Genomic DNA, 14,649 nt, shown 5'->3' on the forward strand with positions numbered 1-14,649 from the left:
CGCCGCTCGGGTGACCTGCAGAAGCCGACACGGGTCTCTGAAACGCCGCCGGCCCGGGGCTTGCCCCGGGCCGGCGGTTTTGTCAGCCGATGGTGGCGATGCCGTCGGTGGTGATGGTCGGGCGGCCCGAGGTGCCCACCACGACGATCTTCAGGGTGTGCTTGGCGGAGCTGGACCAGGTCTTGGTCCAGATCGCCTGGCGGTAGAGGGTGGTTGAGGACTTCAGATCCACCGTGGTGACCTTGGTGCCGTCGACGTAGACGTACGCCTGGCCCGACGTGGAGGCCCGCGAGACGATCCAGGCCACCGAGCGTCCGGTGAAGGTCCAGCTGATCGAGGCCTTGGCGGACGAGGAACTGTACGAGTAGCCGCCCAGGTAGCTGGTGCTGCCCCGGCGTGTCCAGGTGCCGGTCCGGGTGGTGGAGGTCTCCTGGACGATGTTCGGCGTCCGGTGGACGGAGGCGCCGCCGGTGTTGCCGGCCACGTCGTACGCCGTCAGGGCGAACAGGTCCGACGTGCCGGGCTTGGCGCTGGTCGCCCAGGACGTCACCGTCGGGCCGAAGGTGGCCGAGGACGGCGAGGTCCCCACGACCTTGGCGAGCGCCGCGTTGTCGGCGGCCTTCCAGGTCACCGTGACCGGGACCGCGCCGGAGCTCACCGTGCCGGTGCGCAGCTGCGCGCCGGGGGCGGTCGGGAAGGTGGGCGCGGTCGTGTCGCCGACCAGGGTCACCGAGCCGGACAGGGTGGTCGACCCGCGGACGTGGGTGGCGCGCACCTGGACGGTGTGGCTGCCGGCGGCGACCGAGATGGAGGCCGAGCGGGCGGAGCCGGAGGTGTGCGCCACGGCCTTGCCGTCGACCAGGACGTCGAAGCCGGAGATCACCGCGGACGGTGTGGCGGTCGTCCAGCTCACCGTGGCCGCACCCTTGGTGTAGTAGCTCGTCCCGGACCTGGTCGCCCCGCCGGACATCCCGGTGACGGAGACCGCGCCGACCGGGCCGGCCGCGTAGGAGCGGATCGTGCTCAGGGCGTTGTAGAGCTGGTTGCCGGGGCAGTCGGTGGCGAAGCCGTTGCGGTGCCCGGAGATCACGTTGAAGTTGTAGCTGTTGCCCAGGGTGAAGCCGTAACTGTCGGAGGCGCCCTCGGGCAGCGACGCGGTACCGGTGCCCGGGTTCACACCGGTCATGCCGAACTTCCAGGCCGCGATGCGGGCGATGGAGGCCAGCATCGCCTGGCTCGGCGTGGCCCCAGGGAAGGTGCTGGCCGTGGAGTCGCCGCCGCTGAGGTCGGTGTACGTGCCGATGGCGGCCACGCCCATGCTGTTGGTGTTGAACCCGTAGGTCTGGGCGCCCACGACCGGCAGCGCCATCCCGCCGAAGCGGCCCTCGAAGATGGTGCCGCACTTGTCGACGAGGAAGTTGTAACCGAGGTCGCGCCACCCCTGGTTGAGGTGCTCGGCGTAGATGCCGCGCACGATCGCCGGGGAGTCGGCGCAGGAGTAGTTGTTGGTGGTGTCCGTGTGGTGGACGAACATCACCTTCACCGCGGAGCCGTACGTCGGGTAACCCGATTCCCGTGCGCACTCGTCCGCGCCCCAGCCGGCCCGGGTGACCACGGTGGGCGGTGCCACCGTCGAGGTGGTCGCGGCGGGCATCGGGTCCGGCGGGGCCGGCGACGCCGACGCGGAGGGGCTGCCGGAGGCGGTCGTGCAGGACGGGTACGCCACGGACAGCGACGGAAGCTGGCTGGGCCAGGACGTCGGGGACGCGCTCGGCGAGGTGGAGGCGGAGGTCCCGGTGGACGGTGTGCCGGATGCCGTGGCCGTGGCCGTCGGGGTGCCGGAGGACGTCGGGGTGTCCGTGGGCGAGGCGGGGTCCGTCGCGGTCGGGGTGCCCGAGGCGTCGCCGCCTGCCGTGGCCGTCGCGGTGTCGGTGGGGGCGACGCTGTCCGTCGGCGTCGCGGTGTCGGTGGCCGTCGGCGTCGCGGTGTCGGTGGCCGTCGCGTCCATGGCGTATGCCGCGGGACCCATGCCGGAGGCCTGCGTCCCGCCGGCGGCGGGCTTGCCCGGGTCGACCAGGTCCACCCGCAGCCCGGCGGGCAGCGCGGTCTTCCTGCCCGCTCCGGTCGCGCGGACCTGGATTCCGTTCGACGGTCCCGACCACATGGGCGACATCCCGCCGCGCACACCGGGACGGTTCAGCTCGGCGGAGTCGGGGATGTCGTCCGGTTGCTGCATCTTCAGCCACGGTGTCCAGTGGCCGTCGGCGGCGGAACGGGTTCGCACCTCCACCGTGCCGCGCAGCTTGGCGTGCGCGCCGTTCCAGGTGACACCCACCATGCTGAACGGGGCCGTGGACCGGGCCCCCAGCGTCTTGAGCGACGCGGCGGTCCCGGCCAGGGACAGGGAGCGGACATGCGTCCTGATCGGTCCCGGCGCGGCCGACGCTCCGGCGTGCCCTCCCGAACCCGCCATCGCGACGGTCGCCACAGCCACGCCGCCCCCGGCGACGACCGCCCCCAGCGCCAGCCACGTGTGTTTCCTCAGACCGGCTCGACGACGCACGCGTCGAGCCCCGTGTTCAGTTCTCATGCCCCACCCGGAAGCCCCGTCGTAGTTGTCATCACAGCCACTGCAGGGCACAGCCGTCACAGGAGTGCCCTGGAATATCAGCGCACCCGAACGTTCAAGCGTCACCTATGTCGCCGGCCTGGGCTTTCCCCAGGAGATCCGGACAGCGCGACGACGAGGCCCGCCCCGCCGCGGTTGTACGTTTCCTGTGCTTCCGCGAGATCACCGGGAATGTCGATCACGCCTCGGACGATACTGACGTGCGTGAATCGGCTCATGCGAAACATCCGGGGCCTCGGCGGCGTGTGGGCGTACGTCCGCAGTGCTCCCGGCACGTATGTGTGGCTGGCGGTCCTGTTCGTCACCACTGTCGCGTTGCACCAGATGTCGCCGGATTTCGAGCAGCACTTCCTGCGGCAGCGCTCGACCAACATCCACGAGTTGTCGCGCAATCCGGTGCGGGTGCTGGTGGCGAGCGCGATGTGGATCGACAGCGGCCACTGGCTTCCGTACATCCTGCTGTACACGGTGTTCCACGCGCCGGTCGAGCGCTGGCTGGGCACCGCCCGCTGGCTCGCGGTGTGCGCGCTGGCGCATGTGCTGGCCACGCTGATCAGTGAGGGCGCCCTGCTGAAGGCGATCCGGGACGGCATAGCCCCCCACTCGGCGGTCAACACCCTGGACGTGGGGGTGAGTTACGCGCTGGCCGGGGTCATCGCGGTGCTCGCCTACCGGATGGCGCCGCCCTGGCGGTACGCGTACCTGGTGGTGGTGCTCGTGGTGTTCGGGCTGCCGTTGACCGAGGGGCCGACCTTCACGGACCTGGGTCATTTCGTGTCCGTACTGATCGGTCTGGCCTGTTATCCGCTGACCCGGGGCCGCGGAAAAGCATGGAATCCGAAGGAGACACTGGCCGCTCTGAGGGGTTAACGTCCCGGCCATGAGCAGCTCGGCAAGCAGTGTCGTCAACGGCGGGATCTCCTTCTGGTACGCGGACGACGGCCTTCCGGTGGTGCGGGAGCCGCTGTCCGGGGACGCCACGGCCGACGTCGTGATCGTCGGCGGCGGCTACACGGGCCTGTGGACGGCGTACTACCTGAAGAAGGCCGCCCCCTTCCTGCGGATCACCGTGCTGGAGCAGAAGTTCTGCGGGTACGGCGCCTCCGGCCGCAACGGCGGCTGGCTGTACAACGGCATCGCCGGCCGCGACCGGTACGCGAAGCTGCACGGCCACGAGGCCGCCGTACGGCTGCAGAAGGCGATGAACGACACCGTCGCCGAGGTGATCGCGGTCGCCGAGGCCGAGGGCATCGAGGCGGACGTGCACCGGGGCGGCGTCCTCGAAGTGGCCACGACGCCCGCCCAGTTGGCCCGCCTCAAGGCCTTCCACGAGCACGAGCTGGCGTACGGCGAGAAGGACCGGGAGCTGTACGGCGCCCGGGAGACCGCCGAGCGCATCCGGGTCGCGGACGCGGTCGGCTCCGCCTGGACCCCGCACGGCGCCCGGCTGCACCCGGTGAAGCTGGTCAAGGGACTGGCGGACACGGTGGAGGCCCTGGGCGTCACCCTCCACGAGTCGACCCCGGTGACCGAGATCCGCCCCAAGCACGCGGTCACCCCTTACGGCACGGTTCGCGCGCCGTACATCCTGCGCTGCACCGAGGGCTTCACGGCCTCCCTCAAGGGCCAGAAGCGCACCTGGCTCCCCATGAACTCCTCGATGATCGCGACCGAGCCGCTGACCGAGGAGCAGTGGCAGTCGATCGGCTGGGCGGGCCGCGAGACCCTCGGCGACATGGCGCACGCCTACATGTACGCCCAGCGCACCGCCGACGGCCGGATCGCGCTCGGCGGCCGCGGGGTGCCGTACCGCTTCGGCTCGCGCACCGACAACGACGGCCGTACGCAGGCGGCGACCGTGGAGGCCCTGCGCGAGATCCTGACCCGCTTCTTCCCGTCCCTGGCCGGGCTCCGAGTGGAGCACGCCTGGTCGGGCGTCCTGGGCGTGCCGCGCGACTGGTGCGCGACCGTCACCCTGGACCGCTCGACGGGCCTCGGCTGGGCCGGCGGCTACGTCGGCTCCGGTGTCGCCACCACCAACCTGGCCGCCCGCACCCTTCGCGACCTGGTCCGGCAGGACTCCGGCCAGGGCGGCCGCACCGAGCTCACCGACCTGCCCTGGGTGAACCACAAGGTCCGCAAATGGGAGCCGGAACCCTTCCGCTGGCTCGGCGTCCACGGCATGTACGCCACGTACCGCACCGCCGACCAGCGCGAACGCCTCCGCCCCGGCATCGAGTCCTCCCGCCTTGCGAAGGTCGCCGACCGAGTGGCGGGACGGCACTGACGGGCGGCGCCCCGTCCGGTTAGCCTCCCCGCATGATTCGTACCGCGAACCCCGACGACATCCCCGTCATCCATGCCCTGATCCGTGAGCTGGCCGAGTACGAGAAGGCGCCCCAGGAGGCGAAGGCGACCGAGGAGCAGCTCAAGGAGGCGTTGTTCGGGGAGCGGCCCGCGGCGTTCGCGCACATGGCCGTGGACGACGCGACCGGCGAGGCCGTGGGGTTCGCGCTGTGGTTCCTGAACTTCTCGACCTGGCGCGGGGTGCACGGGATCTACCTGGAGGACCTGTACGTCCGGCCGGCCGCGCGCGGCGGTGGGCACGGCCGGGCGCTGCTGACCGAGCTGGCGCGGATCTGCGGGGAGCGCGGGTACGAGCGCCTGGAGTGGTCGGTGCTGAACTGGAACCGCCCCGCGATCGGTTTCTACGAGGCGCTGGGCGCCCGCCCGCAGGACGAGTGGACGGTGTACCGGCTCACCGACGGGGCGCTGGCGGCGCTGGGCTCAGCCCACTGACTCCGCTACCGGTGTCCGCGCCGGTGCCCCGTGGCCGGGCGCCTTGGCGGTGACCATCAGGCCGGCCGTCAGGCCCGCCAGGAGCATCACGCCGGCCGCCCACCAGATGGCGACGGTGTAGCCGTGGACCACCCCGGCCGGGACCACGAGGGCCTTCGGGGCGCCGGTGCGCAGACGGGCGGTGACGTAGGCGGCGGCGCTCGTGGTGGCGATGGTGTTGAGCAGCGCCGTACCGATCGAACCGCCCACCTGCTGCGCGGTGTTCACGGTCGCGGAGGTGACACCGGAGTCGCGCGGGGCGACCCCGGAGGTCGCGGTGGCGAACACCGGCATGAAGGTCAGGCCCATGCCGAGGCCCATCAGCAGCAGCGCGGGCAGGATCTCGCCGGCGTAGGAGGAGCGGGCCGTCATCCGGGTCAGCAGGAGCAGGCCGCCCGCCGCCAGGGCCATGCCCGGCACCATCAGCAGGCGCGGCGGCACGCGGGGCAGCAGGCGTGCGGAGATCTGCGTGGAGCCGGTGGTGATCGCGGCGGTCAGCGGCAGGAAGGCCAGGCCCGCCCTGACCGGCGAGTAGCCGAGGATGACCTGCAGGTAGTAGGTCATGAACAGGAACAGGCCGAACATGCCGATCACCGCGAGCATCATCGTCAGGAAGCAGCCCGCCCGGTCGCGGTCCTTGACGATGTGCAGCGGGAGCAGTGGGCTCGGTGCCCTGGTCTGCCACCGTACGAACCCGCCGAGCAGGAGCGCGCCGCCCGCGAACAGGGCGAGGACCAGCGGATCGGTCCAGCCGCGCGGCTCGGCCTCGCTGAAGCCGTAGACGATCGCCACCAGGCCGCCGCAGCCCAGCAGGACGCCGGGCACGTCGAGGCGGGCCTCGGGGTGGCCCGGGCGGTCGTGCAGGAGGGCGAAGGCCCCGACGACCGCGAGGACGGCGATGGGCACGTTGACGTACAGGCACCAGCGCCAGCTCAGGTACTCGGTGAGCAGGCCGCCGACGACGAACCCGATCGCGGAGCCGCTGCCGGCGAGCGCGCTGTAGATCCCGAAGGCCTTGCCGCGTTCGCGCGGGTCGGTGAAGGTCGTGGTGAGCAGGGAGAGCGCGGACGGCGCGAGGACGGCGGCGAAGACGCCCTGGAGCGCGCGGGCGCCGAAGAGCATCCCGGAACTGGTGGCGGCGCCGCCGATCGCGGAGGCGACGGCGAAGCCGACCAGCCCGACGACGAAGGTGCGCTTGCGTCCGACGAGGTCGGCGATCCGGCCGCCGAGCAGCAGCAGTCCGCCGAAGGCGAGGGTGTAGGCGGTGATCACCCACTGCCGGTTTCCGTCGGACATGTGCAGGGCGTGCTGGGCGGAGGGGAGCGCGATGTTCACGATCGTCGCGTCCAGGACGACCATCAGCTGGGCGAGGGCGATGACGACCAGCCCCCACCAGCGGTGCGGATCCGTCCCCTCCAGGGCCTGTCCGGGGGGCCCGGCTTCACCCGTTCGGCCGGTACTCATCTGGCCAGAACACCATGAATCGGGACGTAGTGCATCCATGTGTGCGTTCCGGCTGTTCCGCGCCGTCCCCAGGGTTGTCGGCAAGCTTTCCGGCGGCCCTGTTCACGGCTCCAGCACCACCTTTCCGATCGTGCCGCGGTTCTCCAGCGCACGGTGCGCCGCGGCGGCCTCCGCGAGCGGGAAGCGGGTGACGGCCGGGCGCAGCCGACCCTGGGCGGCCTCGGCGAGCGCGCGCAGTTCGAGCGCGCGCAGGCCGCCGGCCTTCCGGAGCATCGCCGGGCCGAGCACCGACTCGGAGACACCCTCGACGACGTACCCCTCGCCCTGCCCGATCCCCTCCGCCGACCAGCCGAAGACCAGATGCCTCCCGCCGGGCCCGAGGAGGGCGACGGACTGCCGGGCCGGCTCGCCGCCGACGCCGTCGTAGACGATCGTGGCGGGTCCCTGCCCGGGGGCGCCGAAGTGGGCGCGGACCTTCGCAGGCCAGGCGGTGTCGGTGTAGTCGACGGCGAGATCGGCGCCGTCGGCGCGGACCCGGGCGGTCTTCTCGGCGCCGCCCGCGAGCCCGACCACGGTGGCGCCGGCGTTCTTCGCGTACTGCACGAGCAGTGTGCCGATGCCGCCGGCGGCGGCCGGTACGACGACCACGTCGTCCGGTCCCGGCTCGGCGAACTGCACGATCCCCAGCGCCGTACGCCCCGTGCCGATCATGGCGACGGCCTCGGCGGAGTCCAGGTTCCGCGGGATCTCGTGGATCCGGTCGACCTCGGTGACGGCGAGTTCGGCGTAGCCACCGGGCGCGTTGCCGAGATGGGCCACGACCCGCCTGCCGAGCCACAGTCCGGCCACGCCGTCGCCGAGCGCGTCCACGACCCCCGCGACCTCCCGGCCGGGCACGGTCGGCAGGGCGGCCCGCTCGGGCAGCGGGCCCCGGTGCCCGGCGCGCAGAGCGGCGTCGAGCAGGTGCACCCCGGCCGCGGCGACCGCGATCCGCACCTGCCCGGGACGGGGCACCGGGTCATCGATCCGCTCGTAGGTCAGGTTCTCGGCGGGACCGAAGGCGTACAGACGGACGGCGTGCATGGCGACCCCCTGGAACGACGGTGTGGTGCGCGCCCAGCCTCCGACCTCAAGCACGCTCGAGGTCAAGGGCGGACCTTCCTCGGGTCGGTTCACCTGGCCCGTGACGACGACGGCGGGGCGGGGACGGAACGGGGCATCGCCGGAGTCTTCCCAGGTCAGGACGATTGTCAGTGGCGGGGTGCAGCATGGGGGGCATGGCGAGGAGAGCGACGGGTGGCCGTGCGGCGGCCCGGGCAGGGGCGAAGGGCGCGCGACGGCCGGAGCTGCGGCTGCCGCCCCTGGTGCCGTGGACCGGCGGGGAGTTGGCGCCGGACGGGGACTATGACGGGCTGGACTTCCGGGACGCCGACCTGACCGGGCAGGACGGCGTGGGCGCCCGCTTCATGGACTGCGCGCTGACCGGCTGCGCGGTGGACGGCACGGCGCTGGGGCGGGCCAGAGTGCTGGACTCGGTCCTGACCGGCCTGCGCGGGGTGGGCACGCATCTCGCCGAGTCCACGTTCCGGGACGTCGAGCTGATCGACGCCCGCCTCGGCGGCACCCAGTTGCACGGCGCCGTCCTCGAGCGGGTCGTCGTGCGGGGCGGCAAGATCGACTACCTGAACCTCCGGGAGGCCCGCCTCAAGGACGTCGTCTTCGAGTCCTGCGTCCTGGTCGAGCCGGACTTCGCGGGCGCGGTCCTGGAGCGGGTGGAGTTCGTCGACTGCGCGCTGAGGAAGGCCGACTTCGGCAGCGCGACCCTGCAGGACGTGGACCTGCGCGGGGCCGCCCCGCTGGAGATCGTGCGGGGCCTCGACCGGTTGTCGGGCGCGGTGATCAGCACGGGGCAACTGCTGGACCTGGCACCGGCGTTGGCGGCGGAGCTGGGGATCCGGGTCGAGTAGGCCCTACGGCACGCGCGGAAAGCGGGCCTGGAGCGTCCAGATCGCCGGGTTCTCCGCCAGGTCCTCATGGAGGTCGGTCAGGTCCGCGACCAGGTCGTGCAGGAAGTCGCGGGCCTCCCGGCGCAGTTCGGCGTGGGAGAAGGACAGCGGGGACTCCTCGGCCGGCGTCCAGTCGGCGGTGATGTCCACCCAGCCGAAGCGGCGCTCGAAGAGCATCCGGTCGGTGGACTCGGTGAAGTCAAGCTCCGCCCGCTGCGGCCGGGCGGCGCGGGAGCCCATCGGGTCCCGGTCCAGCCGCTCCACGATGTCGCACAGCGCCCACGCGAAGTCCAGCACCGGTACCCATCCCCAGGCTGTGGACAGCTCCCGGTCCGTCTTCGTGTCCGCGAGATACACGTCACCGCAGAACAGGTCGTGCCGCAGCGCGTGGACGTCCGCGCGGCGGTAGTCGGTCTGCGGGGGGTCCGGGAACCGGTTGGAGAGGGCGTAGCCGATGTCGAGCACGTCAGAGATGGTGTCACGCCTCGGCAGGACCCCCGGCACCGCGGATCACGCGGACCCCGGGCACCTAAGATCACTGGCATGTCCAGATCCGTACGCCGTGTGCCGGCCGTCGCGGCCCTGCTCACCCTCGCCCTCACCGCGTGCGACGGCGGGGTCCACGGCACCCCGGGCGGCTCCGGCGTGCGCGACCCGTACTTCCCGAAGGCCGGCAACGGCGGCTACGACGTCGGGCACTACGACCTCACCCTCGACTACACCCCCGCCACCCGCCACCTCACCGGCACGGCCGTCATCACCGCCCGCGCCACCCAGGACCTGTCCGCCTTCGACCTCGACCTCGCCGGGCTGCACGTCGACTCGGTCACCGTCGAGGGCAGGGCCGCCCTCTTCGAACGGGCCGGCCAGGAACTCACCGTCCGCCCGCACGACGACCTGAGCAAGGGCGAGACCTTCCGCACCACCGTCCGCTACTCGGGCACCCCGAGCACCCTCACCGACCCCGACGGCTCGAAGGAGGGCTGGCTGCCCACCGCCGACGGCGCCCTCGGTCTCGGCGAACCGGTCGGCTCCATGGCCTGGTTCCCCGGCAACCACCACCCCTCCGACAAGGCCTCCTACGACCTCACCGTCACCGTCCCCGAGGGCCTCCAGGCCGTCTCCAACGGCGAGTTGGCGGACCAGTCCACCAAGGGCGGCCGTACGACCTACCACTGGCACACCGCCCAGCCCATGGCGAGCTACCTCGCCACGGTCGCCGTCGGCCACTTCGACATCGCCCGCGGCACCGGCCCGCACGGACTGCCGATCCTCACCGCCGTCGACCCCACCCAGGCGAAGGCGAGCGCGAAGGTGCTCGCGCAGCTCCCCGGGATCATCAAGTGGGAGGAGTACAACTTCGGCCCGTACCCCTTCTCCTCCACCGGGGTGATCGTCGACCGCCCGGGCGACGCCGGCTACGCGCTGGAGACCCAGAACCGGCCCGTCTTCCCCGCCGACCAGTTCGACACCGGCACCCTCGTGCACGAGCTCGCCCACCAGTGGTACGGCGACTCGGTCACCCCGGAGTCCTGGCAGGACATGTGGCTCAACGAGGGCTTCGCCACCTACGCGGAGTGGCTGTGGCGGGAGGACCACGGCGGGAACAGCGCCCAGAAGACCTTCATGGACCTCTACAACGGCGACAACGAGGCCATCTGGGCCTACCCGCCGGCGAAACCCTCCAGCGCCGCCCACATCTCCGACAGCCCCGTCTACCAGCGCGGCGCGATGGTGCTGCAGAAGATCCGGCAGAAGGTCGGCGACGACACCTTCTACGACATCATCCAGGGCTGGGCCGCCACCCGCCGTCACGGCAGCGCGAGCACCGCCGACTTCACCGCGTACGTGGAGAAGAAGGCCCCGCACAAGGACTTCACCGAGATCTGGAAGGACTGGCTGTACGGCGACGGCAAACCGGCCCGTCCGTGACGACGGCCGCCGTCCTGCGGCCACCGCACCGGCCGCTCAGCCCTCCCACGCGTCCAGCAGCCCCGCGAGTCCCGGCGGCCACACCGGCTCGGGCTCCTCGGCCAGCTCGGGCCTGGTCCACCATCGCGAGCCGAGGATGCCGTCGGCGGTGTGCGCGGCGGCGAGATGGGCTCCGCTCGGGGCGCGGTGCGGGCCGCGGGTGACGTAGACGTGCTCGTGCTGGCGGACCGGAACGCCCGTGTGGGTGAAGTCGTGTTCCCAGGTGCACAGCACCGGGCCCGGCTCCAGGTCCGTCCAGCCGGTCTCCTCGGCCAGTTCCCGCAGGGCCCCCTCCCGCGGGGACTCGCCCTCCTCCAGGCCACCGCCGGGCAGCGCCCAGTGGACGCCGACCTCGACGTTGTCGTACCGGAACAGGAGCACCGCCCCCTCCGGGTCCACGACGGCGATCCGGGCCGCCTTCCGTGCGGCGCGCGCCCCGTCGCCCAGCGCCTTGCGCAACACCGCGCAGGGGCGGCCGAGGGCCCGGTCGGGGCGGTGGTCGATCACCTCGTAGCCGAGGGCCGTCCAGAAGGCGAGGGCCTTGGGGTTGTTGGCGAGGACGGCCAGCCGTACGGCGCTGCGGCGGCCCTGAGCGCGGAAACGGTTCTCGACGAGATCGGCCAGGGCACGGCCGTGCCCCTTGCCGTCTTCTTCCCCGTCCACCATCAGCAGCCCGATCCACGGGTCAGGGTCGGCGGGGTCGGGGTGATGGGCGAGCGTGCCGGCGAGTCCGACGAGACGACCGTCCTCCGCGCGGGCGAGCAGCACCTCGGCGCCCGGCACGGCCAGGTCCCCGGCCAGCGCGGCCGCGACCTGCTCGGGACGTACGTCGTCCGGGTCGGGGAAGTCGCCGCTGAGCCGGTGGAACTCGCGGTTGGACGCGTACAGCGCGGTGAGTTCGGCCAGCAGCGGGGCAGGGATGTCCTGGCCGGGGCGGAGGGGCTCGATCATCACAGGGGCAAGCTATCCCGAAGGGCTGTCGGCCACCTCCGGTTTTCCGCGGGGGCTTCCGGCCGCCGGTCCGAACCGGACGGCGGCCGGAGCCCGGCGCGGTGTCCGTCAGACGTTCACCCCGAAGTCCTGGGCGATGCCGACCAGGCCCGAGGCGTAACCCTGGCCCACCGCGCGGAACTTCCACTCCGCGCCGTTGCGGTACAGCTCGCCGAAGACCATGGCCGTCTCGGTGGCGGCGTCCTCGGAGAGGTCGTAGCGGGCGATCTCGGTGCCGCCGGCCTGGTTGACGATGCGGATGTAGGCGTTGCGGACCTGGCCGAAGTTCTGGCCGCGGTTCTCGGCGTCGTAGATGGAGACCGGGAAGACGATCTTGTCGATGTCGGCCGGGAGCGCGGCCAGGTTGACGTTGATCGCCTCGTCGTCGCCCGCGCCCTCGCCGGTGCGGTTGTCACCGGTGTGGACGATGGAGTTGTCCGGGGTCTGCTTGTTGTTGAAGAAGACGAAGTGCGCGTCCGAGTAGACCTTGCCCTGTCCGTTCACCGCGATGGCGGAGGCGTCCAGGTCGAAGTCCGTGCCGGTGGTGGTGCGGACGTCCCAGCCGAGGCCCACGGTGACGGCGGTCAGGCCCGGAGCCTCCTTGGTGAGCGAGACGTTGCCACCCTTGGACAGGCTTACAGCCATGTTGGGAGTCCCTTCCTTGGATATCCCTTGGACATCTGTGTATCTGTGCCGACGAAGCTACCGTCACCGGGAAGAACGTCGAGGGGGGTCCCGACGGTTCCGGATCCCTTTACCTTTTTTACCGACGCGTCTCCCGCCGGGCGGCCCGCCCGGGTCCGGAAATCGAGGTGACGCGGACCGGCCGGGAGCGGGAACATGGAGCACATGTCCGGTCCTTACGTCATCCGTGGCTCCGTCTCGCTTCCCGAGGCCGAGCTGATGTGGCGTTTCTCCAGATCGTCCGGGCCCGGCGGACAGCACGTCAACACGAGTGACTCACAGGTGGAGCTGCGCTTCGACCTCGCCCGCACCGAGGCGCTCCCGCCGGTGTGGAAGGAGCGGGCGCTGCAGCGGCTCGCGGGCCGGCTCGTCGACGGCGTGGTGTCCGTACGGGCCTCCGAGCACCGCTCCCAGTGGCGCAACCGGGAGGCCGCCGCCGTACGCCTCGCCGCGCTCCTCGCGGAGGCCAGCGCGCCCCCGCCCAAACCGCGCAGGCCGTCGCGGATCCCGCGCGGCATCAACGAACGCCGACTGCGGGAGAAGAAACAGCGCGCGGAGACCAAGCGGGGCCGATCGGGCCGGGACTGGTCCTGAGACGTCACATCCGGGGCCCGTTGTTCGTCAGTGAGGCGGAGGACCACCGATGACGACGGAGAGGCCGGGCCCACGATGAGCGACAACGAGCGGCACCACGACGACGACCTTCTCGCCGAGCGGTTCGAGGCGTACCGGGGACATCTGCGGGCCGTCGCCTACCGGATGCTGGGCTCGGTGGCAGAGGCCGAGGACGCGGTGCAGGAGGCCTGGTTCCGGCTGAGCCGGTCCGACACCCAGGACGTGAGCAACCTCGGGGGGTGGCTGACGACCGTCGTCGGCCGGGTCTGCCTCGACATGCTCCGCTCCCGCCGCTCCCGGGGCGAGCAGCCCCTGGACAGCTGGAGCCCGGGCCCCTCCGCCGCACCCGACCCGGCCCAGGACGCCGTCCTCGCCGACTCGGTCGGGGTGGCTCTGCTGGTCGTCCTCGACACGCTCTCGCCGGCCGAGCGGCTGGCGTTCGTGCTGCACGATTTGTTCGGGGTGCCGTTCGAGGAGATCGGCGGTGTCCTCGGGCGCACCCCGGCCTCGGCGCGGCAGCTGGCCAGCCGGGCGCGACGCCGGGTGCGGGGGGCGCAGGCGCCGGAGACCGATCTGGCACGGCAGCGGGAGGTGGTCGACGCCTTCCTGGCGGCCGCGCGGGACGGTGACTTCGACGGGCTGCTGGAGGTGCTCGACCCGGACGTGGTGGCGCGCAGCGAGGCCGGTGTGACCGCCGGCGCGGTGCGGGTCGCCTCCGGTGCGAAGAGCTTCGCGCATCTCGCCCGCGTGGCGCATGCCGCGCTGGTCGACGGGGCGACGGGACTGGTGGTGTACGCCGAGGGCCGCGTCGAGCGCGCCCTGACGTTCACGTTCGTCACCGACCGCATCACGTCCATCGACATCGTGACGGACCCGGCCCGGCTGTCGGAGCTGACCGTCGAGCCCGCGTGACCCGCACCGCGGGCCGGGCTCGGGCGGGGTCAACGGACTCGCTTCACCGGGACGGTCACCACTCCAGCACCCCGACGGTCTGATCCCCGCTCGTCTCCCCGTTCTTCCGGAAGCCCAGGCGGAGATAGAACTCCTCCGGGCCGTCCGGGCCGGGATGCCAGGTGACGTACATGTCCTTGCCGTCCCGGCGGCGGATGAGGTCGGCGACGGAGTCGACGGCATACCGGCCGTAGCCCCGTCCCTGTGCGTCCGCAGCGATGTTGAGGCGCCACAGGCCCGAGCGGCGCACGCTGCCGTCGCCGTACCAGTCGATGTCGAGGAAGGCCATCAGGAAGCCGACCGGGCGGCCGCCGTCGACGATCAGCCGGGGCCAGGCGACGCCGGTGGGGTGGACGTACGCCTCCGCCAGGGACTTCACGACCGGCTCGACCGCGTGTTCCTGGTCGGGGCGGATCCGGATGCCGATCGCGGCGTCGAAGTTCGCGGGGTGACTTCTTCCAGATGAGGACTCATCCGCGCAGAGTAGGAGCGGGCGTTCCC

General features: G+C 72.1%; 13 protein-coding genes and 1 pseudogene. 7 read left to right on the forward strand and 7 right to left on the reverse strand.

Annotated features, from left to right (window positions below; translation table 11 throughout):
- Positions 1-82: 82 nt before the first annotated feature.
- The gene (locus tag AB0L59_RS21145; RefSeq protein ID WP_365585779.1) at positions 83-2,494 is read right to left on the reverse strand and encodes an N-acetylmuramoyl-L-alanine amidase; all 2,412 of its coding nucleotides are present in this window, start codon (positions 2,492-2,494) and stop codon (positions 83-85) included.
- Between the two features lie 351 nt (positions 2,495-2,845).
- Here AB0L59_RS21145 and AB0L59_RS21150 point away from each other — a divergent pair, with 351 nt between their 5' ends.
- The 3 genes from AB0L59_RS21150 to AB0L59_RS21160 are packed head-to-tail and all read left to right on the forward strand — an operon-like array spanning position 2,846 to position 5,428.
- Positions 2,846-3,499: a rhomboid-like protein gene (locus AB0L59_RS21150; RefSeq protein WP_365585781.1), complete on the forward strand. Its 654-nt coding sequence runs from the start codon at positions 2,846-2,848 to the stop codon at positions 3,497-3,499.
- Positions 3,500-3,509: 10 nt separating this feature from the next.
- Positions 3,510-4,916, forward strand: coding sequence for an FAD-dependent oxidoreductase (locus AB0L59_RS21155; protein ID WP_365585784.1), 1,407 nt, complete (start codon positions 3,510-3,512; stop codon positions 4,914-4,916).
- Between the two features lie 32 nt (positions 4,917-4,948).
- On the forward strand, positions 4,949-5,428 hold the full coding sequence (locus tag AB0L59_RS21160) for a GNAT family N-acetyltransferase (RefSeq protein ID WP_365585787.1): 480 nt from the start codon (positions 4,949-4,951) through the stop codon (positions 5,426-5,428).
- Here the strand turns inward: AB0L59_RS21160 and AB0L59_RS21165 are convergent.
- Together AB0L59_RS21165 and AB0L59_RS21170 are read right to left on the reverse strand one after the other, a co-directional pair.
- Positions 5,417-6,931, reverse strand: coding sequence for an MFS transporter (locus tag AB0L59_RS21165; protein ID WP_365585790.1), 1,515 nt, complete (start codon positions 6,929-6,931; stop codon positions 5,417-5,419). The two genes, AB0L59_RS21160 and AB0L59_RS21165, sit on opposite strands and share 12 nt — an antisense overlap.
- A gap of 102 nt (positions 6,932-7,033) precedes the next feature.
- A complete protein-coding gene (locus tag AB0L59_RS21170) occupies positions 7,034-8,014 on the reverse strand; it encodes a zinc-binding dehydrogenase (RefSeq protein ID WP_365586283.1) in 981 nt (326 codons plus the stop codon).
- 194 nt (positions 8,015-8,208) lie between these two features.
- Here AB0L59_RS21170 and AB0L59_RS21175 point away from each other — a divergent pair, with 194 nt between their 5' ends.
- Positions 8,209-8,898 (forward strand): pentapeptide repeat-containing protein, encoded by a 690-nt coding sequence (locus tag AB0L59_RS21175; RefSeq protein ID WP_365585793.1) that lies wholly within the window; start codon positions 8,209-8,211, stop codon positions 8,896-8,898.
- A 3-nt stretch (positions 8,899-8,901) separates the two neighbouring features.
- Here the strand turns inward: AB0L59_RS21175 and AB0L59_RS21180 are convergent, their stop codons facing one another.
- On the reverse strand, positions 8,902-9,402 hold the full coding sequence (locus AB0L59_RS21180; protein ID WP_365585796.1) for a hypothetical protein: 501 nt from the start codon (positions 9,400-9,402) through the stop codon (positions 8,902-8,904).
- Between the two features lie 78 nt (positions 9,403-9,480).
- Here AB0L59_RS21180 and AB0L59_RS21185 point away from each other — a divergent pair, with 78 nt between their 5' ends.
- Positions 9,481-10,869: a M1 family metallopeptidase gene (locus AB0L59_RS21185; RefSeq protein ID WP_365585799.1), complete on the forward strand. Its 1,389-nt coding sequence runs from the start codon at positions 9,481-9,483 to the stop codon at positions 10,867-10,869.
- A gap of 36 nt (positions 10,870-10,905) precedes the next feature.
- On the opposite strand, the gene AB0L59_RS21190 is transcribed toward AB0L59_RS21185, so the two are convergent.
- Together AB0L59_RS21190 and AB0L59_RS21195 are read right to left on the reverse strand one after the other, a co-directional pair.
- The gene (locus tag AB0L59_RS21190) at positions 10,906-11,862 is read right to left on the reverse strand and encodes a GNAT family N-acetyltransferase (protein ID WP_365585802.1); all 957 of its coding nucleotides are present in this window, start codon (positions 11,860-11,862) and stop codon (positions 10,906-10,908) included.
- Between the two features lie 105 nt (positions 11,863-11,967).
- Positions 11,968-12,543: a TerD family protein gene (locus AB0L59_RS21195; protein WP_365585805.1), complete on the reverse strand. Its 576-nt coding sequence runs from the start codon at positions 12,541-12,543 to the stop codon at positions 11,968-11,970.
- Between the two features lie 195 nt (positions 12,544-12,738).
- Between AB0L59_RS21195 and arfB the strand changes: the two genes are divergently transcribed.
- The gene (arfB, locus tag AB0L59_RS21200; RefSeq protein ID WP_365585808.1) at positions 12,739-13,176 is read left to right on the forward strand and encodes an alternative ribosome rescue aminoacyl-tRNA hydrolase ArfB; all 438 of its coding nucleotides are present in this window, start codon (positions 12,739-12,741) and stop codon (positions 13,174-13,176) included.
- A gap of 75 nt (positions 13,177-13,251) precedes the next feature.
- Positions 13,252-14,109 carry a sigma-70 family RNA polymerase sigma factor gene (locus AB0L59_RS21205; RefSeq protein WP_365585811.1) on the forward strand — a complete coding sequence of 286 codons (858 nt, stop codon included), beginning with the start codon at positions 13,252-13,254 and terminating at the stop codon, positions 14,107-14,109.
- Positions 14,110-14,164: 55 nt separating this feature from the next.
- Here the strand turns inward: AB0L59_RS21205 and AB0L59_RS21210 are convergent.
- Positions 14,165-14,622: pseudogene (locus AB0L59_RS21210) on the reverse strand (GNAT family N-acetyltransferase).
- Positions 14,623-14,649: the final 27 nt, after the last annotated feature.

Source organism: Streptomyces sp. NPDC052109, from assembly GCF_040680195.1.
Taxonomy (GTDB): Bacteria; Actinomycetota; Actinomycetes; order Streptomycetales; family Streptomycetaceae; genus Streptomyces.

Coding starts and splice junctions, on each gene's coding strand:
- AB0L59_RS21185 (WP_365585799.1), top strand. CDS start 9,481: ATGTCCAGATCCGTACGCCGTGTGCCGGCCGTCGCGGCCCTGCTCACC.
- AB0L59_RS21170 (WP_365586283.1), bottom strand. CDS start 8,014: ATGCACGCCGTCCGTCTGTACGCCTTCGGTCCCGCCGAGAACCTGACC.
- AB0L59_RS21165 (WP_365585790.1), bottom strand. CDS start 6,931: ATGAGTACCGGCCGAACGGGTGAAGCCGGGCCCCCCGGACAGGCCCTG.
- AB0L59_RS21160 (WP_365585787.1), top strand. CDS start 4,949: ATGATTCGTACCGCGAACCCCGACGACATCCCCGTCATCCATGCCCTG.
- arfB (WP_365585808.1), top strand. CDS start 12,739: ATGGAGCACATGTCCGGTCCTTACGTCATCCGTGGCTCCGTCTCGCTT.
- AB0L59_RS21205 (WP_365585811.1), top strand. CDS start 13,252: ATGAGCGACAACGAGCGGCACCACGACGACGACCTTCTCGCCGAGCGG.
- AB0L59_RS21150 (WP_365585781.1), top strand. CDS start 2,846: ATGCGAAACATCCGGGGCCTCGGCGGCGTGTGGGCGTACGTCCGCAGT.
- AB0L59_RS21155 (WP_365585784.1), top strand. CDS start 3,510: ATGAGCAGCTCGGCAAGCAGTGTCGTCAACGGCGGGATCTCCTTCTGG.
- AB0L59_RS21195 (WP_365585805.1), bottom strand. CDS start 12,543: ATGGCTGTAAGCCTGTCCAAGGGTGGCAACGTCTCGCTCACCAAGGAG.
- AB0L59_RS21175 (WP_365585793.1), top strand. CDS start 8,209: ATGGCGAGGAGAGCGACGGGTGGCCGTGCGGCGGCCCGGGCAGGGGCG.